We start from the raw sequence: 23712 nt of genomic DNA, 5'->3' as shown, positions 1-23712 counted from the left end.
CGCCGCCGGTCGAGCCGGTCGAGCCCGCGCCGCCGGTCGAGCCGGCGCCGGCGGAGGAACCGCTCCCGCCGGAGGAGCCGCTGCCGCCGGAGGAGCCGGTCACGCCTCACGGGTCCGCCGAGTCGGGCGAGGCACCGCCGGACGGGGCCGCCGATTGAGGTCCGCTGCAGGGACACGGTGCGACAGCCGGCTCGCCGCACGGGTCGGCTGCTCGTCCCCTGGCCGGCTCGGCATGGCCGGGGTCGATCCCGGGTAGGTGCAGCGGATGCGGACCCGAAGCGGCAGGGCGACGAGCATCGGCACGGTCCTGCTCCTGGTCTGGCTCGTCATCGGCGCGATCGCGGCCGCGCAGCGCGGGTACTTCGCCAGTGGCGACACCAGCTGCGCCAGCGCGCTCACGATCGTCGTCACGATCGTGGCCGGGCCGCTCAACTACGTCGGTCTCAACCCGCAGGTGGACTGCCAGCTCCCCCAGCCGAGCCAGTAGCGGCCCCTCGGGGACCGGGGCCTCCCCGGGCGCGGGCCAGCAGCCGTTCCACCGGGTCGGACCGGCGCAGCTGGAGCGGCCGCCCGCCCCGTTCGGCGGCGGCGAGGTGGTCGAGCACGAGCTGCACCGCGGGCTCGGACAGGGAGATCGCCGAGCGGGCGTCGATGGTCGTGACCCGCGCCGGCTCGGGCCCGTAGCGCCGCAGGAACGACTCGACGGCGGCGTCGTCCACCGCACCGGCCAGGCACAGCGTCCCGCCGCTCGCGGTGTTCAGCAGGCGGACGACGCCGCGTGCCGCCGCCGGACGGTCGGAGGGCAGCCGGTCCACCGCACCAGTCTGACCGTCGCAGCGGCGTCCTGCGCCCGGACCGCGGCAGGTGGGCCCGGCACCGACGCACTAGGTTCGGACGGACGGAGCAGGCCGGTGAGGGAGGGCGGATGGGCAGGTCGGTGCTGGTGACCGGCGGCAACCGGGGGATCGGGCTGGCCATCGCCCGTTCCTTCGCCGAGCACGGCGACTCGGTGGCGGTGACCCACCGCGGCAGCGGCGCTCCCGAGGGCCTGTTCGGCGTGCAGTGCGACGTCACCGACGCCGAGGCCGTCGACCGCGCGTTCAGCGAGGTGGAGGAGCAGCAGGGGCCGGTCGAGGTGCTGGTCAGCAACGCCGGCATCACCCGTGACGGGCTGCTGATGCGGATGAAGGAGGAGGACTTCACCGACGTCGTCGACGCCAACCTGACCGCCGCTTACCGGGTGGCCAAGCGGGCGGCGGCCAAGATGGTCCGCGCCCGGTGGGGGCGGATGATCTTCATCTCCTCGGTCGTCGGCCTGAGCGGGTCGGCCGGGCAGGCCAACTACGGGGCGAGCAAGGCCGGCCTGGTCGGCCTCGCGCGCTCGGTCGCCCGGGAGCTCGGCAGCCGCGGCATCACCGCCAACGTCGTCGCGCCGGGCTTCGTCACCACCGACATGACCGCGGCCCTGCCCGAGGCCCGGCAGAAGGAGATCCTCGGGCAGATCCCGCTCGGCCGGTACGCCGACGCGGACGAGGTCGCCGGCGTCGTCCGGTTCCTGGCCGGCGACGCGGCCGGCTACATCACCGGGGCGGTCGTCCCGGTGGACGGCGGGATGGGGATGGGGCACTGATGGGCATTCTGGAGGGCAAGAAGATCCTGGTCACCGGCGTCCTCACCGAGGCGTCGATCGCCTACGCGACCGCCCGCATCGCCCAGGAGGAGGGCGCCACCGTCGTCCTGTCCAACTTCGGCCGCGCGATGTCGCTGTGCCAGCGCATCGCCAAGCGCCTCCCTCGGGAGGCGCCGGTCGTCGAGCTCGACGTCACCGACGCCGAGCACCTGGCCACCCTCGCCGACCGGCTGCGCGAGCACCTCGGCGGTGAGGGGGCCACCCTGGACGGCGTCGTCCACTCCATCGGCTTCGCGCCCCAGGAGGCCATGGGGGAGGGCTTCACCGAGGTGGCGTGGGAGCACGCCGCCACCGCCTTCCAGGTGTCGACCTGGTCGCTGGCCTCCCTGACCCACGCCTGCCGGCCGCTGTTCGGCGAGCGGGCATCGGTGGTCGGCCTGACCTTCGACGCCTCGGTCGCCTGGCCGGTCTACGGGTGGATGGGCGCGGCCAAGGCGGCGCTGGAGTCGACCAGCCGCTACCTGGCGCGCGAGCTCGGCCCGGAGGGCGTCCGGGTGAACCTGGTCGCCGCCGGCCCGTTGCGGAGCATGGCGATGAAGTCCATCCCCGGGTCGGAGCAGTTCGAGGACGCGTGGGAGAAGCGCGCCCCGCTCGGCTGGTCGGTCACCGACACGGAGCCGTCCGGCAGGGCGGTCTGCGCCCTGCTGTCGGACTGGTTCCCGGCCACCACCGGGGAGATCGTGCACGTCGACGGGGGCTTCCACGCCGTGGGCGTGTGAGTCCGGCGCCGCGCACCGTGCGGGGCTGCATCCGCCGGCGGTCCTGAGGAGAAGAACAGCCGTGCCGCTCGAGACCGACGTCGACATCACCCCCGCCGGACAGCGACCCGACGAGGACCCGTCGCTCGCCGTCCGCAACAACGGCGGCACGCCGCCGTCGGCCGCGCCGGCTCCGGCCGGACGGCGGGAGGCGCTGCTCGTGCTCTCCTTCGGCGGGCCCGAGGGGCACGACGACGTCATGCCGTTCCTGGAGAACGTCACCCGCGGCCGCGGCATCCCGCGGGAGCGGCTGCTCGCCGTCGCCGAGCACTACCACCACCTCGGCGGGGTCAGCCCGATCAACGAGCAGAACCGGGCGCTGGTCGCCGCCGTCGAGGCCGACCTCGCCGCGGCCGGCGTCGACCTGCCGGTCTACTGGGGCAACCGGAACTGGGCGCCGTACGTCGAGGACGTCTGGCGGCGGATGGCGGACGACGGCATCGAGCACGTCTACGTCTTCCCGACGTCCGGCTTCGCCTCGTGGTCGGGGTGCCGGCAGTACCACGAGGACATCGCGCGGGCCCGCTCGGTGCTGACCGGTGCCGCGCCGGGTGGCGGACCGACCGCGGAGAAGCTGCCGCACTACGGCGACCACCCCGGCTTCGTGCGGGCCAACGCCGACGCGCTGGCCGCCGCGCTGGCGCAGCTCCCCGACGACCTGCGCGACGGCGCCCGTCTGGTCGCGACCGCGCACAGCATCCCGGACGCGATGGCCGCCGTGGCCGGGCCGACCGGCGGGGTGTACCAGGAGGAGCTGCTCCGCTCGGCGCGGCTGGTGGTCGACGCCGTGGCGCCCGGCCGCGGGTTCGACCTGGTCTGGCAGTCGCGCAGCGGGCCGCCGTCCGTGCCGTGGCTGGCGCCGGACGTCAACGACCACCTCGAGGCGCTCGCCGAGGCGGGGGAGCGGGCCGTCGTCGTCTTCCCGATCGGCTTCGTCAGCGACCACGTCGAGGTGGTCTGGGACCTCGACAACGAGGCGCGCGAGACCGCCGGGAAGCTCGGGCTGGCCTTCGCGCGCGCCGCGACTGCGGGCACCCATCCCGCGTTCGTGGCCATGGTGCGCGAGCTGCTGGCGGAGCGCCGCGCCGGGACCGTGCCGCGGCTGGGCACCGGCTGCCCCGCGCACTGCTGTTTCGCCGGCGGGCCAGCGGGCCTCCACCGCGGGACGGTGCCGTCGCCCCGCTGACGGGATCGCAGGGGTCACCAGTCGGCGCGGCGGACGATGTCCTCGAGGGCGGCGCGGTCCGGCGTCGCGCGCGCCGGATCCTCGGGCCAGTCCTCGACGACCGCGGCGGCCCAGTCGGCCCAGCGCGCGACGAGGGCGTAGAAGTCGGTGAGGAAGGCGCCGACCAGCATCGTCTGGGCGGCCCGCGCCTGGAAGGGGCCCTCGCCGGCGAGGTACGCCCGCGCCGCCCGCTGGTTCTCCTCGTTGCGCTCCTCCGCCCACCGACGGGCGGCCGCGATGTTCTCCAGGGCGTCCTGCCGGGTGCCGTGCTCGGCGAACCACACCTTGAGCAGCTGCTCGAACTCGAGCACCGGTCCCGCGCCGGGCCGGGCCAGCCACTCCGCGAGTGCCGCCCGGCCCTGCGGCGTGATCTCGTAGACGGTGCGCGGACGGCGTCCCACGTACTCGGCCCGGGCGACCGCGAGGCCGGCCTCGACCAGCTTCCTGGGTTCCTCGTAGAGCTTGCTCCGGGCGCGCGGCCACAGGCGGCCGAGACTGCGGTCCATCTGGCGGGTCAGCTCGTAGGTGCTCCACGGCCGGACGGCCAGCAGCCCCAGGATGGCGAACGAGGTGGTGCTGAGCCCGGCCCTTGACATGTCCTCCCCTTGGGAGTAAGTCTCCATCATCCCGATGGGACTATACGAGGGACGGTGTCCCGTGGTCATCACCTCTGCGGTGGAGGTCCACCCGTCGAACACCGAGCAGCTCCGGGCCTGGGACGGCGAGGAGGGTGCCTTCTGGGCCGCGCACGCCGGCTACTTCGACCGCGCCGTCGCCCGCTACCAGCCGCCCCTGCTCGAGGCGGCGGAGCTGTCCCCGGGCGACCGGGTCCTCGACATCGGCTGCGGCACCGGGGGGACGGCCCGGGACGTCGCCCGCCGGGTTCCCGCCGGTTCGGTGGTCGGCGTCGACCTCTCCTCGGCCATGCTGGACGCCGCGCGCAGGGCCGCGACCCGCGAGGGTCTGACGAACGTCCTGTTCCTCCAGGCCGACGCGCAGGTGCACCGCTTCGGCGCGGGCTCGTTCGACGTGGCCGTCAGCCGCACCGGCTGCACGTTCTTCGGCGACCCGGTCGCCGCCTTCGCGAACATCGGCGCGGCGCTCGCGCCCGCCGGGCGGCTGGCGCTGCTGGTGTGGCAGGCGCCCAGCCGGAACGAGTGGTTCCAGCAGATCGTCGGCGCGTTCCTCGCCGGACGCCCGGTCCCGGTGCCGCCGCCCGGTAGCCCGGGCCCGTTCGCCTTCGCCGAGCCGGACCACGTCCGCACCGTCCTGCGCGCGGCGGGATTCGGGGAGATCCGGGTCCGGCCGCTGACCGAGCCGGAGGAGTTCGGTCGCGACGTCGACGACGCGGTCGCCTTCGTCCTCGGGGTCGCCGGGTGGATGCTCGAGGGCCTGGACGAGGACGGCCGCGCCCACGCCGTCGAGACGTTCCGCCGTGCCGCCGAGGCGCACGCGACGGAGGACGGCGTCGTGTTCGGTTCCGCGACCTGGCTCATCACGGCGCGGCGGGCGGATCCCGGGGCATCGTCCGCGGACGGGAGCTGAACCCGCCCTCGGGCCTCCGGGCGCCCGGCAGCGAGCGGTCAGTTCCGCGGCAGCCAGTTGAAGGCGGCCGCGGTGGCCTCCCGGACGGCGTCGGCGAGGGGTCGCAGCGCGTCGTCCCGCGCAGCCGCCTGGGCGTGGTTCACCGCGCCGCCCGGCGCGTCGGCCATCGCCAGGTCGAGGACGGCGGCCAGCCGCTGCGCCCGGCCCAGCACCGAGAGGGCCAGCGGGTCGTGGTCGGGCGGCAGCCCGGGCGCCCGCGTCGAGCGGGCCAGGTCGGCCAGCAGCGCGGGCACCTCGGGGTTCCACCGGGCCAGGTCGAGCGCGACCAGCGTGCGGGCCGCGTCGGTCACGGCGAGGTCGAGCTGCCCGGAGACCGCGCGCAGGCTGCCCTCCGCCTGCGGCGGCACCGGGTCGGCCCCGGTGAGGTCGAAGGCCGTCCACGCGACCGCCTCGGGGCCCAGCGCCTCGGGTACGAGGGCCAGCCGCTCGCCCACCGCCGCCTGTCCCGACTCCAGCGCCAGGGCGGTCAGCCCGCCCACCCGGGGCAACCCGCGGACGTCGCCCGGCACGGGCAGCACCAGCCGGAACCGGCGCTCGCCCAGGCCGCGCAGCTCGGTCAGGGCCCGGCCCAGCGACACCGCGCCGGTCGTGCCGGGCACGCCGGCCACGCGGTGGGCGGTGCTGCCGAGCAGCGCGTCGAGCGCGTCGTCGTAGGAGGTGCGGCCGGTGAGCCAGGCGGTCGCCCAGACCGCGAAGCGCCCGGCGGGGTGGTCGTGCACGCCAGCGAGGCTACGTCGGGGGAGGAATGAAGCCGACCCGGGCACCCGGCCGAGTCGGATGGGCTCCGCGCGGCGGGTGGTCTGCGATCATGGTGCCGTGCCTGCGTGGTTGCTGTGGCTGATCGCTGCCGGACTCTTCGGCGCCGGCGAGGTCGTGAGCCTCGACCTGGTGCTGCTGATGTTCGCCGGCGGGGCGCTGGGTGGCATGACCGTGGCGCTGCTCGGCGGCCCGGTCGTCCTCCAGCTCATCGCCTTCATCGTCACCAGCGGTGTGCTGCTCGGCCTGGTCCGTCCGGTCGCCAAGCGGCACCTCATCGAGCGCACGCCGCAGCAGCTGGACGGCGTCGACGCCCTCATCGGCCGCACCGCACAGGTCACCCAGGCCGTCGACGGCCACTCCGGGCGGATCCGGATGGGTGCCGACGAGTGGAGCGCCCGCAGCCAGCACAGCGGCGAACGCTTCGACGTCGGGCAGACGGTGCGGATCATGCAGGTGGACGGCGCCACCGCGGTGGTCGGCGACGCGCTGGAGTGACGCCGACCCGCCGCCGCCGCGACCGCGCGCCCGGTGCGACGACGCGCCGGGTGAACCCCGTGGACGGGTGATGACCACGACGGACCCGGCAGGGCAGTATCGGTCGATCACCGTCCCGAAAACGGCAGGAGCACTCCCGTGGAAGCCATCATCGCCCTCGTCGTCGTCGCCCTGCTGGTGATCGTCGTCGTGGCGAAGAGCGTCGCGATCGTCCCGCAGGCGCAGGCCAAGGTCGTCGAGCGGCTCGGTCGCTACAGCCGCACCCTGTCGCCCGGCCTGAACCTCCTCGTGCCGTTCGTCGACCGCGTGCGGGCGACGATCGACCTGCGCGAGCAGGTCATCTCCTTCCCGCCGCAGCCGGTGATCACCTCCGACAACCTGCAGGTGGGCATCGACACGGTCGTGTACTTCCAGGTGACCGACCCGCGCCTGGCGGTGTACGGCATCGCGAACTACATCACCGGCATGGAGCAGCTCACCACGACCACGCTGCGCAACGTCGTCGGCGGGCTGAACCTCGAGGGCACGCTGACCGGCCGCGACGGCATCAACAGCCAGCTGCGGGAGGTGCTCGACGGCACCACCGGACCGTGGGGCCTGCGGGTGGCCCGGGTGGAGATCAAGGCGATCGACCCGCCGCCGACCATCCGCGACTCGATGGAGAAGCAGATGCGCGCCGACCGCGACAAGCGGGCGATCATCCTGCAGGCCGAGGGCCAGCGGCAGTCGGCGATCACCACCGCCGAGGGGCAGAAGGCCGCCGCCATCCTCTCGGCCGAGGGCAAGAAGCAGTCGGCGATCCTCGAGGCGGAGGCCGAGCGGCAGAGCCGCATCCTGCGCGCCGAGGGCGAGCGCGCGGCGCTGTTCCTGCAGGCGCAGGGCCAGGCGAAGTCGATCGAGACGGTCTTCCAGGCGATCCACGACGGCCGGCCGGACCAGGGGCTGCTGGCCTACCAGTACCTGCAGACGCTGCCGCAGATCGCGCAGGGCGACGCCAACAAGATGTGGATCGTCCCCAGCGAGTTCAGCAAGGCGCTCGAGGGCCTCGCCCGGATGGGCGGCGGGGAGGGCGAGGGGGCGCGGTCGTGGCTCGACGTGGGCAGCGGCGGCGACGGAGCCGGCGGGACGCCGGAGCGGCGGATCGACACCAGTGGCTGGTTCGAGTCGCAGCTGCCGCCGGCCGCCGCGCAGCCGGAAGCCCGGATCGAGCTCAGCAGCCTCGCCGACACGACGCCGGCGATGCCGACGCCGCCGCCGCTGTCCCAGGTGACGCCGACGCCGGACGACGTCCCCAGCACCGCCGACCTCGCCCTCCCCGAGGACGAGGACGGGCAGCGCTAGCCCGGAGCCTTTCCCCGCGCGGCGCAACCCCGGGGGCTTGCGGTTCCGGGCGACCCGACCGGATACGGCTGGCGGCCGTGGGCGACGGTCTCCTAGTCCTTGAGCAGGCCCTCGCGCAGCTTGGCCAGCGTCTGGCTGAGCAGCCGCGACACGTGCATCTGGGAGATGCCGATGTCGGCGGCGATCTGCGACTGGGTCATGTTGCCGAAGAAGCGCAGGATCAGGATCCGGCGCTCGCGGGCGGGGATGGTCGCCAGCAGGGGCTGCAGCGACTCGCGGTACTCCACGCCCTCGAGCGCCGCGTCCTCCTCGCCGAGGGTGGCGGCCAGGGTGGGGGAGTCGTCCTCGCCCGAGAGCCGCTCGTCGAGCGAGCTGCTGCGGTAGGCGTTGGCCACGGCCAGACCCTCCAGCACCTCCTCGCGGGGGATGCCCAGGTGCTCGGCCAGCTCGGACGGCGTCGGCGCGCGCCCGTTCTTCTGCGCCAGCTCCCCGACCGCCGCGTTGAGCGACAGGTGCAGTTCCTGCAGCCGCCGCGGCACCCGGACCGACCAGCCCTGATCGCGGAAGTGCCGCTTGATCTCCCCGGTGATGGTCGGCACGGCGAAGGAGAGGAATTCCACGCCGCGGTCGGGGTCGAACCGGTCGATCGCGGCGATCAGCCCCAGGGTGCCCACCTGGAGCAGGTCGTCGAACGGCTCCCCGCGGTTGCTGAAGCGGCGGGCGAAGTGCCGCACCAGCGGCAGGTGCTCCTCGACCAGGATCTCCCGCAGCCGCTCGCGGCGGGGGTCGTCCTTGGCCAGGGTCGCGAGCTCGGCGAACAGCGGAGCGGTGCGCTCGGCACGGCGCCGGTTGTCCGAGACCGGCGGCTCGGCGTCCTCGTCGTCCCCGGTCGCTGCCTCCGCGGTGGTGGCCCCGGGCGAGCCCGACGGCCCGGCCCCGGCGGGCGCGACCTCGTCCTGGCGGCGCCCGGTGGCCGGCGTCGACGCCTCGTCGTCCGACGGGGTGCCGGAGCTGTCACCGGGTGGGGGTGCGGGGCTGACGTCGGTCAGGTTGTCCTCCTCGACCGGGCTGCGGTCGGTGGCGGCCGACCTGGTCACGGGGTGACCGCGAGGTTCTGCCCGGCATCCCCCAGGATCTGCCCAGGGCGCTGACCCGGCAGGAACTTGTCCATCGCGATGACCGCGACCGGCGCGCCGGTGCCGTTGCCGCCGGGGACGGCGTCCTGCGTCGACCGGCGGCCGTCGACGGCGTCGACCAGGGTGGCGAGCACGGTCCAGCCGAAGCCGTCGCGCGGCACGTCCGTGCCCTCCGTCGTCGACACCCAGGCGTCGATGTGCAGACCCGCGCGGCTGGTCTCGAAGACGACGGTCAGCGGCTCGTCGCCGGCCTTGATGCGCGCGAGGATGGCGCAGGCCTCGTCGACCGCCAGGCGCAGGTCCTCCACCGCGTCGAGGTCGTAGTCCATCCGCAGGGCGAGGTCACTGGCCATCGCCCGGACGGCCGGCAGCTGGCTGGCGGTGGTGGGCACCCGCAGCTCCAGCCGTTCGCCGCGCCGTCCGTCCTTCGCGAGGGCAGGCCTCGAGTCGACCATCCGTCGTCCGCTCCTTCGTTCCGGCGCGCTCGGGCGTCGAGCCGCTGGTCCAGTCTGTCCGGAGGCCGGCCCGGCCGAGCGCGGATGCGCTGCCGGGTCGACGGCCAGTGTCGGGTCCTACCCATGTCGGAGCGCCCCGCAAACCAGGCGTCCCCGCTGCTGGCGGCGGGGAGCCGGGCCCCCGGCCCCCGGTTGCCGCCGTCGGCCCCCTGTTGTTGGCTGACCCGGGATGAACGCCTCCGACGGCAGTCTGCCACCTGTGCCCGGCCTGCCGGGCGACGCGGATGCCGTCGCGCTCCTCGCCGCGATGGAGGCCGCCCCGTCGGCCATCTACTGCCTGGCGGCCGCGGCGCTGGAGCCGGTGTGGGCCAACGCTCGGGCGCGGGCCCTGGGTGAGCCGCGGGCCGCCCTGCCGCTGGTCGACGGTCGCTCGGTGGCCGACCTCGTCGACGGGGTGCTGCGCAGCGGGCGTGCGGAGACGGTGTGCGGGCCGCTCGGGCACGGGGGTCCTCCGGCCACCCTCGTCGTCCGACCCATGCCGGTCGCGGGTGGGCCCGGGGCGCTGGTCGTCCTCGAGGCCGACGCCGACGAGGTCGACACCTCGGTGTGGCCGGAGCCCCAGCCCGACGCCGTGGCGCAGGTGCAGTCCTCGCTGCTACCGCCCTCGCTGCCGCTGCTGCCGGGCGTGCGGCTGTCGGGTAGCTACCAGCGCGCGACGTCGGTGCGCGACGCGGGCGGCGACTGGTACGACGCCGTGCCGCTGGGTGGCGGGCGGCTCGCGCTCGTCGTCGGTGACGCCGTCGGCCACGGGGTCCCGGCAGCCGGCGCGATGAGCCGGCTGCGCGGGGCCATGCGGTCCAGCGCCCAGCGCGACCCGTCCCCGGCGGCGGTGCTGGCCGCCGCCGACGCCTTCGCGGCGCAGATGGACGACGTCGAGGGTGCGTCGGTGTTCTACGGCATCCTCGACGCCGGTACCGGAGCGCTGACGTACACCGCCGCGGGTCACCCGGCGCCGCTGGTCGTGCGCGCCGACGGCAGCACGTCCTTCCTCACGCTGACACCCCGTCCACCGCTGGGCAGCCTCCCCGAGGCGCCCGCGCCGGTGCGCACGGCGGAGCTCGACCTGGGCGCGACGCTGGTCCTGTTCAGCGACGGCGCGCTCGCCGCGGGGGACGGTGATCCGGAGGCCGGCCTCGCCCGGCTCGCCGACGTGACCGGCGCCGTCCTCGACCGGCCGGATGCCCTGGAGCCCGAGGCGTCCGCGGGCCTCGCCGAGGCGATCGCCGAGGGGCTGCGCAGCCCGGGGGGCTGGCCGGACGACGTCGCGGTGCTCGTCGCGCACCGGCGCGCGGGATCGCAGGACCCCCTGCACGTGGAGCTCACCGCGGTGCCCGCCGCCCTCCCGGGCGTGCGCCGGCGGTTCAGCGCCTGGCTCACCGGTCTCGGCATGGGCGAGCAGGACCGGGTCGGCGTGATGGTCGCCGTGGGCGAGGCGTGCGCCAACGCCGCTGAGCACGCCTACCGCGGGACCGAGCCCGGCCCCATGTGGGTGACCGCGGAGGTCGACGTCGACGGCCTGCTCACCGTCACCGTGCGCGACCAGGGCTCCTGGCGTCCGCCCGACCGCGACCCCGGCGACCGCGGCCGGGGACTGCTGATCATGCGCCAGCTGGTCGACGGGGTGTCACTGGTCGAGGACGGCGGCACGACGGTCACCATGAACCTGCGGCTGCGCCGCTCGCCCGAGGTCGGCACCGAGCACCCGCCGAGCGCCGCCGGCGCCTCGGTGTCGGTCGACCGGGACGTCGAGCCGCCGGCCGTCCGGATCGCCGGAGCCGTCGACGAGGTCGGCGCCGAGCACCTGCGCATCCGGCTGCTCGAGGCCAGCCACGGCGGCACCGGGCCGGTCCAGCTGGACCTCGCGGAGGCCACCGTCTTCAGCAGCGCCGCGGTGCGCGTCGTCCTGGCCGTCGCCCGCATCGCCCGGGACGAGGGCTGGCGGCTGCCCGTGCACGCACCCGAGGGCGGCACCGCGCGGCACGTCCTGCAGGTCAGCGGGCTGGCCGGGCTGGTCGACCTGCGCTGATCCGTCCGGGCGCGTGCGCCCGGACGGGGGACCTCCGACGTGGGAGGGGTTTGCGCCGGACGGCGGATGCCCATCCACCGGCGGTGAGACTGCGGCGCAGCGACGTGCACGGCCCTGGTTTCCGGCGCCGGCGCGCCGGATGGGGGTTCGCCTACTACGACTGCGACGGCCGGTTGATCCGGGACGAGCGGCTCGACCGGATCCGGTCGCTGGCCATCCCGCCGGCGTGGAAGGACGTCTGGATCTGCCCGTGGCCCAACGGGCACATCCAGGCGACCGGGCTGGACGCCGCCGGCCGCCGGCAGTACCGCTACCACGACGCGTGGCGGGCGAGGCGGGATGCCGAGAAGCACGAACGAGTGCTGGAGATCGCCCACCTGCTGCCCGACGTCCGCGATGCGGTCGCCGCCGCGCTGCGCACCCGGGGGCCGAACCGGGAACGGGTGCTGGCCTGCGCGCTGCGCCTGCTCGACCTCGGCACCTTCCGCATCGGCAGCGAGGAGTACGCGGAGGAGAACGGCACCTACGGGCTGGCCACCCTGCGCCGGGAGCACGTCACGGTGCGGGGCGAGCGCACCTACTTCCGCTACACCGCCAAGGGCGGGATCGAGCGGGAGGTGGAGATCACCGACCGGCCCACGGCCACCGTCGTCCGCCAGCTGCTGGAGCGGCCGGACGACACCGGCGAGGACCTGCTGGCCTACGAGACCGACGACGGCTGGCGCGACGTGACCAGCGACGAGATCAACGCCTACCTCAAGGAGATCAGCGGCGCGGAGATCACGGCCAAGGACTTCCGCACCTGGAACGCGACGGTGCTGATGGCCGCGGCCCTCGCCGAGGCGCCGCCGCCGACGTCGAGGACCGCGCGCAACAAGGCGATCCGGGCGGCCTACACCCGGGTCTCGGAGGTGCTCGGCAACACCCCGGCGGTGGCGAAGGCGAGCTACGTCGACCCGCGGGTCGTCGACCGCTTCGAGTCCGGCGAGACGGTCGCCGACGCGCTCCGCGACGTCGACGACGCCGACGGCACCCGGGACGTGCAGCGCACCCTCGAGCAGGCCGTCTGCCGCTTGTTGTCCGCGTGAGACGACGAGGGCCCCGCCGCGGTCGGCGGGGCCCCGGTCCGGAACGGGCGGGCGGCTGCAGGGCCGCCCGGGATCAGCGGGTGGAGCCGTCGACGATGGTGAACAGGTCGATCAGGCCCGTGACCTCGAGCGGTCGGGTGACGGCGCGCGTGGTCGCGATCAGCCGCAGGCCGATGTCGCGGGCGCGTGCGGCCTTCTGCGTCTCGACCAGCACGGCCAGCCCGGCCGAGCCGAGGAACTGGACGCCGGACAGGTCGATGACGAGCTCGCGGGGCTGCTGCTCGAGCTGGGTGTCGAGCGACGTGCGCAGCACCGGAGCGGTGAAGGTGTCCACCTCGCCCACGACCGTCACCGTCACCGCGCCGTCGTCGTCCGAGCTGGTCGACAGCGTGATCACATCGTCGAAGGGCGCCTCCGCGGTGTCGGTCGACACGTCGGGCTGACCCTCGGCGGGCAGGTCGGAAGTGGTCACGGACTGCAGCTCCTCTCGGCGGCGGTACCCCGTGGTGCGCCGCCCGGCCAATCTACCGCCGCGCGCGCCGGGGGCGTCGGAGCCCTGTACCGGCACGGAGGCGGACGTCTCGTGTGCCGAGCCTCCCAGCTCCGGCACCGGGCGGCTGCCTGCTCAACCGCCACAACAACGTAGACAACCGGCCACGGGCACGCCAACCCACCCGGGCGGGGACGGTCCGGCCGGGGGACCGTCCTCACCCGGGCGGGGTGCCGCTGCGGATCAGCCCTCCGTCAGGTGCACCGCCCCGGTCTCGGGTCCCTCGCCGCCGGTCACCGGGTCGGCGGTCGCCTCCACGTCGTCGGCGGTCCGGCCCGTGCCGGAGTCCGTCCGCGGCGTCGTGTCCAGGTCCTGCTCCAGCTGGGCCGCCGGTGCGGCTGGGTCCTCGGCCGGGCGGACGTCGCGGGCGTCGTCCGGCACCTCCCGGGCGAGCCGGCCGTCCAGCGGCTCGCCGGCGGACTGCTCGTAGGCCGTGGTGCCGAAATCGGTGCTTGCCCCCGCCCGCTCGCGGGGCATCGGCGCGAACTGGGGGTCCTCGGCCCGCTCGAGGGTGGGGCTGTCGTCCTGCGCGATCCCGGGGATGCCCTCGTCCTCGGGACGGATGTCGCGTCCGGTCTGGCCCTCGGTGGGCTGCGTCATGGGCTGTGCCTCTCGTTCCGGTGCACCGGGGTGCGCGGGTCGTCCGTGCGGACGCGGAGCCGGTCGGCGACCGGCATCGGACCCGGCCCCTACCCGGCCCCCGCCGCGCCATGCCTCGCCGCGATGCCTCGCCGCGCCGCGGCATGCGATTGGGCCGGGGCGGGTAGCGCGCGCCCCATGCCCTCCTGGAACACCCTGCACCTCCCGCACGCGCTCGCCGTCCCCGAGGAGGTCGGGCGCATCGGCACCCCGGTGCGGCGCTGGGCCCGGACCCAGCAGCGCCAGTACGCCCGCGGTGAGGACAGACCGCTGGGTGGCCTGCTGGGTGCCATGGGCGTCTACGGCGCACTCACCGGGGCCGGCGTGCTCGCCGTCCGTGCGGCCGACAAGGAGCTGCCCACGCGCATCCCGCTGGGCGACGCGGTGCTGCTGACCACGGCCACGTTCCGGTTGGCCCGGACCATCGCCAAGGACCCGGTCACCAGCCCCCTGCGCGCGCCGTTCACCACGTTCGCCGGCCGGTCGGGCGAGGCCGAGGTGGCCGAGGAGATCCGCGAGCACGGCGGCGTCAAGCACGCCGTCGGTGAACTGGTGACCTGCCCGTTCTGCCTGGCCCAGTGGATCGGCACCGCACTGGTGCTCGGGTACGCCAGCGCGCCGCGCGCGACCCGGCTCGTCGCGCTCACCATGACCACGGTCGCCGGTGCCGATCTGCTGCAGTTCTTCTACGACGCCGTCCAGAACGGGGCGCTGCAGCGCGGGCAGGACGAGAGCTGATGACGGACGGCGGTCCCGCGGAGCACACTGGACACCTCCGTCCGCCCCGCCGCGGGGCCGGGCGGGTGCGCGCCCGGCGTCCCCTTCCCCCGCCGGTCGCGTCCCCCGATCGGGTCCTCCGACCGGGGGAGAGTGCGCCGCGCTCGACCTGACGCGGGCACCACCCGCCCTTATCCTGCGGATCCCGTCCATCGGCGGCTCGCCGGGGCACGGAGCCGATCGAGGGGAAGGGGCGGCATGCGGTCGATCTGGCGCGGAGCGGTCTCCTTCGGTCTGGTCAGCATCGGCGTGAAGCTGTACTCGGCGACCGAGGACCACGACATCCGCTTCCACCAGGTGCACGCCACCGACGGCGGCCGGGTGCGCTACCGGCGGGTCTGCTCGATCGACGGCGAGGAGGTCGAGTACAGCGACATCGCCAAGGGCTACGAGCTGCCCGACGGCCAGGTCATCGTGCTCACCGACGAGGACTTCGACGAGCTGCCGCTGAACTCGCGGCGCGAGATCGAGGTGCTCGAGTTCGTCGACCAGGAGCAGATCGACCCCATCCACTTCGAGAAGACCTACTACCTGGAGCCCGACGGCCCGGCGACCCGGCCCTACGTGCTGCTGCGCGAAGCCCTGGAGAACACCGGGCAGGTGGCGATCACCAAGATCGCCATCCGGCAGCGGGAGTCACTGGCCGCGCTCCGGGTGCGCGAGGGCGTCCTGGTGCTGCACACCATGCGCTGGCCGGACGAGATCCGCCGTCCCGACTTCGCCTTCCTCGACGAGGACGTCGAGGTGCGCAAGCAGGAACTGCAGATGGCCGAGGCGCTGATCTCGTCGATGTCCGGCGATTTCGACCCCTCCCAGTTCTCCGACGACTACCGCGACGCGATGGCCGCGCTCCTCGACGCCAAGCAGAGCGGCGGCGAGGTGCAGCAGCTCCCGGAGGTGGCGGACGCCGGCGCGGCCGTCGTCGACCTGATGAGCGCCCTGCGGCGCAGCGTCGAGCGGGCCCGCGGCGGGGACGCGGCCTCCGAGCAGGCGGAGGAGCCGGAGGCACCGGTGGAGGAGGCGCCCGCCACGAAGGCGGCGGCGGGGAAGGCGCCGGCCGGCAAGGCGCCGGCCGGCAAGGCGCCGGCGAGGAAGGCGCCGGCGAGGAAGGCGCCGGCGAAGAAGGCGCCCGCCGGGAAGGCAGCAGCCGACGAGAAGCCGCCGGCCAAGCGCGCCCGCCGCAGCGCCTGACGTGCCGGCGGCCGACGGCGGCCCCGCCGACCGCGCGCCGGCGGCCGTGCCGCTGCCCATGCTGGCGTCCGCCGGGGAGCTGCCGGGGCCCGACGACGCCGCCTGGGGGTACGAGTTCAAGTGGGACGGCGTCCGGGCGCTGGCCGCCGTCCGCGGTGGCCGGCTGGAGCTGCGTTCGCGCCGGGGCACCGACATCACCGTGCGCTACCCCGAGCTCGCCCGTCTGCCCGCTCCGCTCGCCGATCCCGCGACCGACGCCGTGGTCGACGGGGAGATCGTGGCGCTCGACCGGTCGGGGCGCCCGGACTTCGGCGCCCTGCAGAACCGCATGCACCGCACCGGGCCCGAGGTGCCCCGGCTGGCGGCGGCCGCGCCGGTCACCTACCTGGTGTTCGACCTGCTGTCCGCGGGCGGGGCGGACCTGTGCGCCCGTGCGTACGCCGAACGGCGCGCGCTGCTGGACGAGCTGGCGCCGTCCGGTCGGCGGTGGGGCGTGACGCCGTGGTTCCGCGGCGGTGGCGCGAGTGTGCTGGCCGCGAGCCGCGACGCGGGCCTGGAGGGGGTGGTGGCCAAGCGGCTGGATTCGCCCTACCGCCCCGGGGTGCGCAGCCCGGAGTGGCGGAAGGTGAAGAACGTCCGCACGCAATCGGTCGTCGTCGGCGGCTGGCGGCCCGGCCAGGGGCGCCGCGCCGGGGGAGTGGGCTCGCTGCTGGTCGGCGTGCACGACGACGCCGGCCGGCTGGTGTACGCCGGTCACGTGGGCACCGGCTTCACCGACCGGGCGCTGCGCGAGCTGGCCGGGCTGCTGACCCCCCGCCCCACCTCGCCGTTCGCCGCCGCGCTGCCCCGCGAGATCATCCGCGACGCGCGCTGGGCGGAGCCGGAGCTGGTCGGCGAGGTCACCTACGCGCACTGGACGGCGGACGGCCGGATGCGCCACCCGTCCTGGCGCGGTCTGCGCGACGACCTCGACCCCGCCGACGTCGTGGAGGAGTGGTGAGGTGAGTCCCGCCCCCGCCCGGCAGCGGGTCGCCATCGAGGGGCGCACGCTGCAGGTCTCCAACCTCGACAAGGTGCTGTTCCCGGAGGTCGGGTTCACCAAGGCGCAGGTCATCGAGTACTACGTGCACGTCGCGCCGGTGCTGCTGCCGCACCTGGCCGGGCGGCCGGTGACCTTCACCCGCTGGCCCGACGGCGTGGAGGGGCAGACCTTCTTCGAGAAGAACGGTGCCCGGCACGCGCCGTCCTGGGTGCGGCGGGTGACGATCCCGAGCCCGGGCAGCTCCACCGGCCGCGAGACGCTGGAGATGGTGGTCCTGGAGACCGTGCCGGACCTGGTGTGGTCGGCCAACCTGGCCGCGCTCGAGCTCCACGTCCCGCAGTGGCGGGTCGACGACGACGGAGCGCCACTGCCGCCCGATCTGCTGGTCCTCGATCTCGACCCGGGCCCGGGCACCGGCCTCGTCGAGTGCGCGACCGTCGCCGGGCGGCTGCGCGCGCGGCTGGTCGGCGACGGGCTGACCCCGGTGGTGAAGACCTCCGGATCGAAGGGCATGCAGGTGTCCGCGCCGGTGCGGGTCGACGACCGGGACCACCCCAGCCGCTACGCCCGCGCGCTGGCGCAGGAGCTGGCCGCCGAGACGCCCGAGGACGTCGTGTGGCGGATGGAGAAGGTGCTGCGTCCGGGCAAGGTGTTCGTCGACTGGAGCCAGAACAACCCCGCGAAGACCACGGTGGCGCCGTACTCGCTGCGCGCCCGCCCGCTCGCGACCGTCTCCACCCCCTTGCGCTGGGACGAGGTCGACGACCTGCGCGCCGGCGCGGACCCGGCCGGGTTCCGGTTCGGCACCGACGAGGTCCTGGCGCGCGTCGAGGAGTTCGGCGACCTCTACGCCTGCGACGACGGCACCCGCGCCCCCCTGCCCGGCTGAACCCGGAGTGGATCCGGCGCGGTCACCCCGACGGATCCACCCCGCAGCCGGTCGGCGGACCTGGAATGCTGCAGGCCCGTGTCCGCTCCCGCCCTCTCGCACGCCGGCCCCCGCGACGACCGGTTCGCCGACGTCGGCCGGCTCGTCGTCCGCTGCCCCGACCGCCCGGGGATCGTCGCCGCGCTGAGCGGCTTCCTCGCGGAGGCGGGCGCCAACATCATCGATTCTCAGCAGCACAGCTCCGATCCCAGCGGCGGCACGTTCACGCTGCGGCTGGAGTTCCTGCTGGACGGGCTGCCCACCCGCCGCGCCGGGCTGGAGGCCGGGCTGGCGGACCTGGCCGGGCCGTGGCGGATGCGCTGGCGGTTGACCGAGGCGGCGCACCGACCCCGGTTGGCGGTGTTCGTCAGCCGCACCGACCACGTGCTGCAGGAGCTGCTCTACCGGGTGCGGGCCGGCGACCTGCGCGCGGAGATCGCCGCCGTCGTCTCCAACCATCCCGACCTCGAGCCGGTGGCCCGCGCCGCCGGCGTCCCGTTCCACCACGTGCCGGTCCCGCCGGAGGGCAAGCCCGCGGCCGAGGCCCGGGCGCTGGACCTGATCGGCGACGTCGACCTGGTCGTGCTGGCCCGCTACATGCAGATCGTCTCGGCCGACTTCTGCGCGCGCTTCCCGGAGCGGTTGATCAACATCCACCACAGCTTCCTGCCGGCCTTCGTCGGCGCGAACCCCTACCGAGCCGCGCACGACCGGGGCGTGAAGCTGATCGGGGCGACCGCGCACTACGTCACGCCCGAGCTCGACGCCGGCCCGATCATCGAGCAGGAGGTGGCCCGGGTGGACCACCGCGCCACGGTCGAGGACATGCGCCGGGTCGGCCGGTACGTCGAGCGGCAGGTGCTCGCCCAGGCGGTCACCTGGCACGTGGAGGACCGGGTGATCGTCGACGGCGACCGCACCATCGTCTTCGCCTGACTGTGATCCGGTCTCCGGTCGCGGGCTGCCCGGTCCCGGCCTACCGTGCGGGCGTCGTCGACGACGAGGAGCGCGATGAGCCGCACGCACACGCGGGAGGACGCGCGGACGGCGACCGGGGCCGGCTGGGTCGCCGTGCTGTGCTGGATCGCGGTGCTGCTCGACGGCTTCGACCTCGTGGTGGTCGGCACCGTCGTCCCGGTGCTGCAGCAGCCGGACCAGTGGGCGCTGTCCGGCCCCGGGACGACGTTCGTGATCACCATCGGCCTGGTCGGCATGATGGTCGGCGCGCTGGCGATCGGCGCCCTCACCGACCGGATCGGCCGCCGGCGGGCGCTCATCGGGGCCGTGGCCGGCTTCTCGTCGCTCACGCTGCTGTGCGCGTTCGCCCCGAACGCCGCCGTCTTCGGGGTCCTGCGCTTCCTCGCCGGCCTGGGGCTCGGCGGCTGCCTGCCCACGGCCATCGCGATGGTGAACGAGTTCTCCCGCGCCGGTCGCAGCGGCCGGGCGACCACGACCGTCATGACCGGCTACCACGTCGGCGCCGTGGTGACGGCGGCGCTGGCCATCGTCGTCATCCCGTCGCTGGGGTGGCAGTGGATGTTCGTCATCGGTGCCCTGCCCGCCGTCGTCCTCGTGCCGTTGATGCTGCGGCACCTGCCCGAGTCGGCCTCCTACCTCCTGGCCCAGGGACGCCGGGCGGAGGCCGAGCAGGTGGCCGCGCGCCACGGCTTCGAGCTGCACGAGCCCGCCGCCCCGGCCGCCGGGACGCCGCCACCCGCCGCGCTCGGATCGCTGTTCCGGGGGTCGTTCCGGCGCAACACGGTCGCGATCGGCCTCACCTCGTTCATGGGCCTCCTGCTGGTCTACGGGCTCAACAGCTGGCTGCCGACGATCATGCGCGAGGCGGAGTACGAGCTGGGCGCCGCGCTGGCTTTCCTGCTGGTGCTCAACGTCGGCGCGATCGTCGGCCTGGTGGTCGCCGGCCGGGTGGCCGACCGGATCGGCGTGCGGACGGCGGGCATGGTCTGGTTCGCCGCGGCGGCGGTCTTCCTCGCCCTGCTGTCCATCCGGCTGCCCATCGCCGGGATCTACGCGATGGTGTTCCTGACCGGCTGCTTCGTGTTCAGCGCCCAGGTGCTGGTCTACGCCTTCGTCAGTGCCAACCACCCGCCGCAGGTGCGGGCGACGGCGCTGGGCTGGTCGGCCGGCGCCGGGCGCGTCGGCGCGATCGCCGGGCCGGTGCTCACCGGCGCGCTGTTCTCCGCCGGGCTGGCGTTCCCCTGGGGGTTCTACTTCTTCGCCGTCGTCGGCGGGCTCGGCGCGCTGGGCATGCTCAGCGCCCGGACCGTCCGCGCCCGGACCGTCCGCGCCAGGAGCTGACCGGGCGAGCCGCTCGGCTCAGTCGCGCGGGCGCTTGCGGTCCTGCTCGGCGAGGAACCGCTCCAGCTCCGAGGCCAGCTCGTCACCGCTGGGCACCTCGCCGGCGCCGCCGAGCAGCCCGGTGCCCTCGCGGGCGGCGGTGAAGCTGTCGAACTGCTGCTCGAGCGCGGCCACCACGGCGGTGTTCTCGGGTGACCGGCCGATCTCCTCGTCGATCTCGGTGCGGTTGGCCTCGGCCGCCTCGCGCAGCGTCTCGGTCGGCAGGTGCAGGCCGGTCAGCCCGGACAGGTGCTCGAGCAGGGTGAGCGAAGCGGCCGGGTAGGTGGCCTGGGCCAGGTAGTGCGGCACGTGCGCGGCGACGCCGAGGGCGTCGACGCCGGCCTCGCCGAAGCGCAGCTCCAGCAGCGCCGAGACGCTGCCGGGGATGCGCATCTCGCCCCAGTAGACCGGATAGGACTCGATCAGCTGTCGCCGGGTGGCGTGCGCGGTGACCGTCACCGGGCGGGTGTGCGGCACCGGCATCGGGATGGCCTGCAGCGCCACGACAGTGGTCACGCCGAGCCGCTCGGCGAGCGAGGTCACGGTCGCGACGAAGCGCTGCCAGGCGTAGTCCGGCTCCGCACCGTGCAGGAGGAGGAACGGGGTGCCCCCGTCGTCCTCGACCGCGTACAGCAGGATCTCCGGCGGGGTGAAGGCCTCGTAGTGGTCACCGTTGAAGGTCACGCGCGGCCGGTGGGCGCGGTAGTCGACCAGGCTGTCGGCGTCGAAGCGCGCGATCAACCGGTGCGGCAGGCTGGCCAGCAGGTGCGCCCCGGCGAGCGCGCCGGCGCGGGCCGCGTCGAATTCGCCGGCCAGGTCGTGCACCAGGACGAGCCCGCCCCCGCCCGCGGCCTCCCGCGCGCGGGCCAGGAAGGGCTCGGCGTCGGGGAGCAGCTCGACGAGCTCCTCCGGTCGCTGGGGCACGGTCGGACCTCCTGGGTTCTCGGGGCACGGGGCTCCGGTGCAGCCGCGGCGCACCGCGCGGCATTCCCATCGTCCTCCGCCCCGGCTCCGGCCGGGGCGGCCTCACCCCCCGGAGGAACCGGGTGAGCCGGGTGCCGGGTCCGCGGGGGTGCCGGCGGGTTCGGTCGTCACCCGTGCCCCGGACCCGTCGGCGGTCACCTGCGGCCGCTCGCCGGCGTCGTCGACCTCGGGGCCCCGGCCGTCGAGCTGGTCGCGGACGTAGCGGTAGACGACGGCGATGAGCGCGGCCACCGGCACACCGAGGAAGGCGCCGATGATGCCGGCCAGGCTGGCCCCGGCGGTGACGGCCAGGATGACCACCGCCGGGTGCAGGTTGAAGCCGCGGCCCTGGATGATCGGCTGCAGCACGTTGCCCTCGATCTGCTGCACGACGACGACGATGCCGAGCACGGCCAGCGCGGTGGTGAACCCGTTGCTGACCAGCGCGATGAGCACCGCGAACCCGCCGGCCACGAACGCCCCGATGATGGGGATGAAGGCGCCGAAGAAGGTCAGCACCGCCAGGGGGAGGACCAGCGGCACGCCGAGCAGCAGGAGGCCCAGGCCGATGAAGAAGGCGTCGACGAAGCCGACCAGGGCCTGCTGGCGGATGAACTCCGACAGCGTCGTCCAGGTCCGGTGCGACAGCGCGATCACGTGCGGGGCGGCGCGGGGTCCGGTCTGGGCCGACAGCCAGGGCACCCAGCGGGGCCCGTCCTTGAGGAAGAAGAAGGCCAGCACCAGCGCGAGCAGCAGGTTGATCAGCCCGTTGCCGATCATGGACGCGGCCGTGAGGCCGTAGCCGGCGATGTTCTGCGCATTGCTCTGCAGGGTGTTGATCGCCGAGTCGACGGCCTGGTCGATCTGGCTGTCGCCGATGTTGAACGGCGGGCCGGACAGCCAGTCCTGGATGTCCTGCAGGCCGCTGGTCGCCGCGTCGGCCAGCTCGCCCACCTGGTCGACGACGGGCGGGGCGATCAGCGCGATGACCCCGCCGAAGGTGGCCAGGAAGCCCAGCATCACCACGGCGGCCGCGAGCGCCGGTGGCCAGCGGTGCGCGCGCAGGAAGCGCGCGAGGGGCCAGAGCACCGTGGTGAAGAGCAGTCCCAGCACTATCGGCAGCAGGATGACCCAGAGGCGGCCGAGGACGTAGCCGATGACGATCAGCGCGGCGACCATCAGCAGCAGCTGGGCGGAGACGATCGCCAGCCGCCGGGCCGCTGCCTGCAGCCGGGCGCCACGCTGCGACGACGGTGCCGGTGAGGCGGTCCGCACGTGCCCGACGTCCACCCCGCCGGAGGTGACGGCCGCGTCGTCGTAGCGGAACTCGTCGGCTCCGGACCCGTCCTCGTGCCCCGGTGCCGGGCCCGACGGGCGTCCCGCGCGGCCGGGCAGGCGGAGCCTCATGCGTCCATCTCAGCACGGCGGGCCCGCGGGCACCGGTCGATCCCGTCTCGGTGGGGTGCGCCGGTGGTCGAGGCGGTGTCGACGGGTGCCCCGTCGGTAGGACGCCGTAGCGTCCGGGGCATGCCGAGGACCGCGACCGTGGAGCGGGTCGACCGCGCCGGCCTGCTCGACTTCATCCGCCCGCGGCACCGGGCGGTGCTGATGACCCGCCGGCGCTCGGCGGGGGTCCAGCTCTCGCCGGTCGCTTGCGGTGTCGACGCCGAGGGGCGCGTGGTGGTGGCCACCTACCCGCAGCGCGCGAAGGTGGTCAACGCGCGCCGGGAGCCGGCGGTGTCGCTGTGCGTGCTGTCCGACGAGTGGGACGGGCCGTGGGTCCAGGTCGACGGGACGGTGGAGGTGCTCGACCTGCCCGGTGCGCTGGAGCCCCTGGTCGACTACTACCGGTCGATCGCCGGCGAGCACCCCGACTGGTCGGAGTACCGGGCCGCCATGGCCAGGCAGGGCAAGGTTCTGCTGCGCATCACGGTCACCGGGTGGGGGCCGATCGCGACGGGGGGCTTCCCCCCGGAGCCCGACAAGGACTGAACCTTGCTTTCTCGCCTGCAAGGTGAAAGCCTTGCTCAATGCCGTTCGTGGTGACCGTCGACCAGCGGGCCAGCCGCCGCTCACCCGACCGCGTGGCGGGGGTCCTACCGCGGCTCAACGGGCACGTCCCCGTCGTCCTCGCGTTCGAGCGCACGGCCGGTGACGAGTTCCAGGGCCTGCTGGCCGACCCGGCGGCGGTCGTGGACGCCGTGCTGCTGCTGGTGCGCGAGGGTGGTTGGAGCATCGGGGTCGGTGCCGGAGCCGTGCACGCGCCCTTGCCGCGCAGTGCCCGCGCCGGGAGCGGGCCGGCCTATCTGGCGGCCCGGCGAGCGGTCGACGCGGCCAAGCAGCGCCCGACCGGTGTCGCCGTCCGGGGTGCGGTGCCGGTCGACGCCGGCGACGCGCAGGCGGTGCTCGGCGCCCTGGCGCTGCTGGTCGACCGGCGCAGCCCCCAGGCGTGGGAGGCGATCGAGCGGGTCGCCGCCGGTGCCACGCAGGCCGAGGCGGCCGCGGCGCTCGGCGTGTCCCGGCAGGCCGTGGGCCAGCGGCTGGCCGCCGCGCACTGGGAGCTCGAGCGCGAGTTGCGGCCCACGGCCGCCCGGCTGCTCGACCGGGCGGCCGGGTGAGTGCCGCC

General features: G+C 75.0%; 26 protein-coding genes. 17 read left to right on the top strand and 9 right to left on the bottom strand.

The window, feature by feature from the left end; genetic code table 11:
• Positions 1–265 precede the first annotated feature (265 nt).
• Positions 266–487: a hypothetical protein gene (locus tag OF117_RS01175; RefSeq protein ID WP_263550955.1), complete on the top strand. Its 222-nt coding sequence runs from the start codon at positions 266–268 to the stop codon at positions 485–487.
• Here the strand turns inward: OF117_RS01175 and OF117_RS01170 are convergent.
• Entirely contained in the window at positions 444–815 is a 372-nt protein-coding gene (locus tag OF117_RS01170) for a hypothetical protein (RefSeq protein WP_263550954.1), read from the bottom strand. The genes OF117_RS01175 and OF117_RS01170 overlap by 44 nt on opposite strands.
• Positions 816–925: 110 nt before the next feature.
• Between OF117_RS01170 and fabG the strand changes: the two genes are divergently transcribed.
• From fabG to OF117_RS01155, 3 genes are all read left to right on the top strand, one after another.
• Entirely contained in the window at positions 926–1630 is a 705-nt protein-coding gene (fabG, locus tag OF117_RS01165; protein ID WP_263550953.1) for a beta-ketoacyl-ACP reductase, read from the top strand.
• A complete protein-coding gene (gene fabI, locus OF117_RS01160; protein WP_263550952.1) occupies positions 1630–2409 on the top strand; it encodes an enoyl-ACP reductase FabI in 780 nt (259 codons plus the stop codon). Before fabG ends, fabI begins: the two co-directional genes overlap by 1 nt.
• Positions 2410–2470: 61 nt before the next feature.
• Positions 2471–3634, top strand: a complete 1164-nt coding sequence (locus OF117_RS01155; RefSeq protein WP_263550951.1) for a ferrochelatase — start codon at positions 2471–2473, stop codon at positions 3632–3634.
• 14 nt (positions 3635–3648) lie between these two features.
• Here OF117_RS01155 and OF117_RS01150 read toward each other — a convergent pair whose 3' ends face one another.
• Positions 3649–4269, bottom strand: a complete 621-nt coding sequence (locus OF117_RS01150; protein ID WP_263550950.1) for a PadR family transcriptional regulator — start codon at positions 4267–4269, stop codon at positions 3649–3651.
• 61 nt (positions 4270–4330) lie between these two features.
• Between OF117_RS01150 and OF117_RS01145 the strand changes: the two genes are divergently transcribed.
• Positions 4331–5218: a class I SAM-dependent methyltransferase gene (locus OF117_RS01145; RefSeq protein WP_263550949.1), complete on the top strand. Its 888-nt coding sequence runs from the start codon at positions 4331–4333 to the stop codon at positions 5216–5218.
• 38 nt (positions 5219–5256) lie between these two features.
• Here the strand turns inward: OF117_RS01145 and OF117_RS01140 are convergent, their stop codons facing one another.
• The gene (locus OF117_RS01140; RefSeq protein ID WP_263550948.1) at positions 5257–5997 is read right to left on the bottom strand and encodes a hypothetical protein; all 741 of its coding nucleotides are present in this window, start codon (positions 5995–5997) and stop codon (positions 5257–5259) included.
• Between the two features lie 97 nt (positions 5998–6094).
• Here OF117_RS01140 and OF117_RS01135 point away from each other — a divergent pair, with 97 nt between their 5' ends.
• Both OF117_RS01135 and OF117_RS01130 read left to right on the top strand, forming a co-directional pair.
• On the top strand, positions 6095–6532 hold the full coding sequence (locus tag OF117_RS01135; RefSeq protein ID WP_263550947.1) for an NfeD family protein: 438 nt from the start codon (positions 6095–6097) through the stop codon (positions 6530–6532).
• A gap of 138 nt (positions 6533–6670) precedes the next feature.
• Positions 6671–7873 (top strand): SPFH domain-containing protein, encoded by a 1203-nt coding sequence (locus tag OF117_RS01130; protein ID WP_263550946.1) that lies wholly within the window; start codon positions 6671–6673, stop codon positions 7871–7873.
• 92 nt (positions 7874–7965) lie between these two features.
• Here OF117_RS01130 and OF117_RS01125 read toward each other — a convergent pair whose 3' ends face one another.
• On the bottom strand, positions 7966–8970 hold the full coding sequence (locus OF117_RS01125) for an RNA polymerase sigma factor SigF (RefSeq protein ID WP_263550945.1): 1005 nt from the start codon (positions 8968–8970) through the stop codon (positions 7966–7968).
• Positions 8967–9464, bottom strand: coding sequence for an ATP-binding protein (locus OF117_RS01120; protein ID WP_263550944.1), 498 nt, complete (start codon positions 9462–9464; stop codon positions 8967–8969). The genes OF117_RS01125 and OF117_RS01120 overlap by 4 nt, the downstream gene beginning before the upstream one ends.
• A gap of 259 nt (positions 9465–9723) precedes the next feature.
• On the opposite strand from OF117_RS01120, the gene OF117_RS01115 reads away from it, so the two are divergent.
• Positions 9724–11550, top strand: a complete 1827-nt coding sequence (locus OF117_RS01115) for a SpoIIE family protein phosphatase (protein ID WP_263550943.1) — start codon at positions 9724–9726, stop codon at positions 11548–11550.
• 83 nt (positions 11551–11633) lie between these two features.
• Positions 11634–12638, top strand: coding sequence for a DNA topoisomerase IB (locus OF117_RS01110; protein WP_263550942.1), 1005 nt, complete (start codon positions 11634–11636; stop codon positions 12636–12638).
• A gap of 73 nt (positions 12639–12711) precedes the next feature.
• On the opposite strand, the gene OF117_RS01105 is transcribed toward OF117_RS01110, so the two are convergent.
• Together OF117_RS01105 and OF117_RS01100 are read right to left on the bottom strand one after the other, a co-directional pair.
• Positions 12712–13110, bottom strand: a complete 399-nt coding sequence (locus OF117_RS01105; protein ID WP_263550941.1) for an STAS domain-containing protein — start codon at positions 13108–13110, stop codon at positions 12712–12714.
• 261 nt (positions 13111–13371) lie between these two features.
• Positions 13372–13788, bottom strand: coding sequence for a hypothetical protein (locus tag OF117_RS01100; RefSeq protein WP_263550940.1), 417 nt, complete (start codon positions 13786–13788; stop codon positions 13372–13374).
• 177 nt (positions 13789–13965) lie between these two features.
• Between OF117_RS01100 and OF117_RS01095 the strand changes: the two genes are divergently transcribed.
• The 6 genes from OF117_RS01095 to OF117_RS01070 all read left to right on the top strand — a co-directional run bounded on the left by OF117_RS01095 (position 13966) and on the right by OF117_RS01070 (position 20084).
• The gene (locus OF117_RS01095) at positions 13966–14565 is read left to right on the top strand and encodes a DUF1360 domain-containing protein (protein WP_263550939.1); all 600 of its coding nucleotides are present in this window, start codon (positions 13966–13968) and stop codon (positions 14563–14565) included.
• A 237-nt stretch (positions 14566–14802) separates the two neighbouring features.
• On the top strand, positions 14803–15795 hold the full coding sequence (locus OF117_RS01090; protein WP_263550938.1) for a Ku protein: 993 nt from the start codon (positions 14803–14805) through the stop codon (positions 15793–15795).
• Between the two features lies 1 nt (position 15796).
• Positions 15797–16795, top strand: a complete 999-nt coding sequence (gene ligD / locus OF117_RS01085) for a non-homologous end-joining DNA ligase (RefSeq protein WP_263550937.1) — start codon at positions 15797–15799, stop codon at positions 16793–16795.
• Between the two features lies 1 nt (position 16796).
• Complete coding sequence (gene ligD / locus OF117_RS01080; RefSeq protein WP_263550936.1) at positions 16797–17726, top strand: non-homologous end-joining DNA ligase; 930 nt, start codon at positions 16797–16799, stop codon at positions 17724–17726.
• Between the two features lie 78 nt (positions 17727–17804).
• A complete protein-coding gene (gene purU / locus OF117_RS01075; RefSeq protein WP_263550935.1) occupies positions 17805–18701 on the top strand; it encodes a formyltetrahydrofolate deformylase in 897 nt (298 codons plus the stop codon).
• Between the two features lie 75 nt (positions 18702–18776).
• A complete protein-coding gene (locus tag OF117_RS01070; RefSeq protein WP_263550934.1) occupies positions 18777–20084 on the top strand; it encodes an MFS transporter in 1308 nt (435 codons plus the stop codon).
• Positions 20085–20102: 18 nt separating this feature from the next.
• On the opposite strand, the gene OF117_RS01065 is transcribed toward OF117_RS01070, so the two are convergent.
• Both OF117_RS01065 and OF117_RS01060 read right to left on the bottom strand, forming a co-directional pair.
• Complete coding sequence (locus OF117_RS01065; protein WP_263550933.1) at positions 20103–21047, bottom strand: proteasome assembly chaperone family protein; 945 nt, start codon at positions 21045–21047, stop codon at positions 20103–20105.
• Positions 21048–21149: 102 nt separating this feature from the next.
• A complete protein-coding gene (locus OF117_RS01060) occupies positions 21150–22493 on the bottom strand; it encodes an AI-2E family transporter (protein ID WP_263550932.1) in 1344 nt (447 codons plus the stop codon).
• Positions 22494–22613: 120 nt separating this feature from the next.
• On the opposite strand from OF117_RS01060, the gene OF117_RS01055 reads away from it, so the two are divergent.
• Both OF117_RS01055 and OF117_RS01050 read left to right on the top strand, forming a co-directional pair.
• Positions 22614–23078: a PPOX class F420-dependent oxidoreductase gene (locus tag OF117_RS01055; RefSeq protein ID WP_263550931.1), complete on the top strand. Its 465-nt coding sequence runs from the start codon at positions 22614–22616 to the stop codon at positions 23076–23078.
• Positions 23079–23116: 38 nt separating this feature from the next.
• A complete protein-coding gene (locus OF117_RS01050; RefSeq protein WP_263550930.1) occupies positions 23117–23704 on the top strand; it encodes a SatD family protein in 588 nt (195 codons plus the stop codon).
• Positions 23705–23712 lie beyond the last annotated feature (8 nt).

Origin of the sequence: Geodermatophilus sp. YIM 151500 (genome assembly GCF_025716945.1) — a bacterium.
Classification (GTDB): Bacteria; Actinomycetota; Actinomycetes; order Mycobacteriales; family Geodermatophilaceae; genus YIM-151500.
This window is presented reverse-complemented; position numbering and strand designations above follow the sequence as displayed.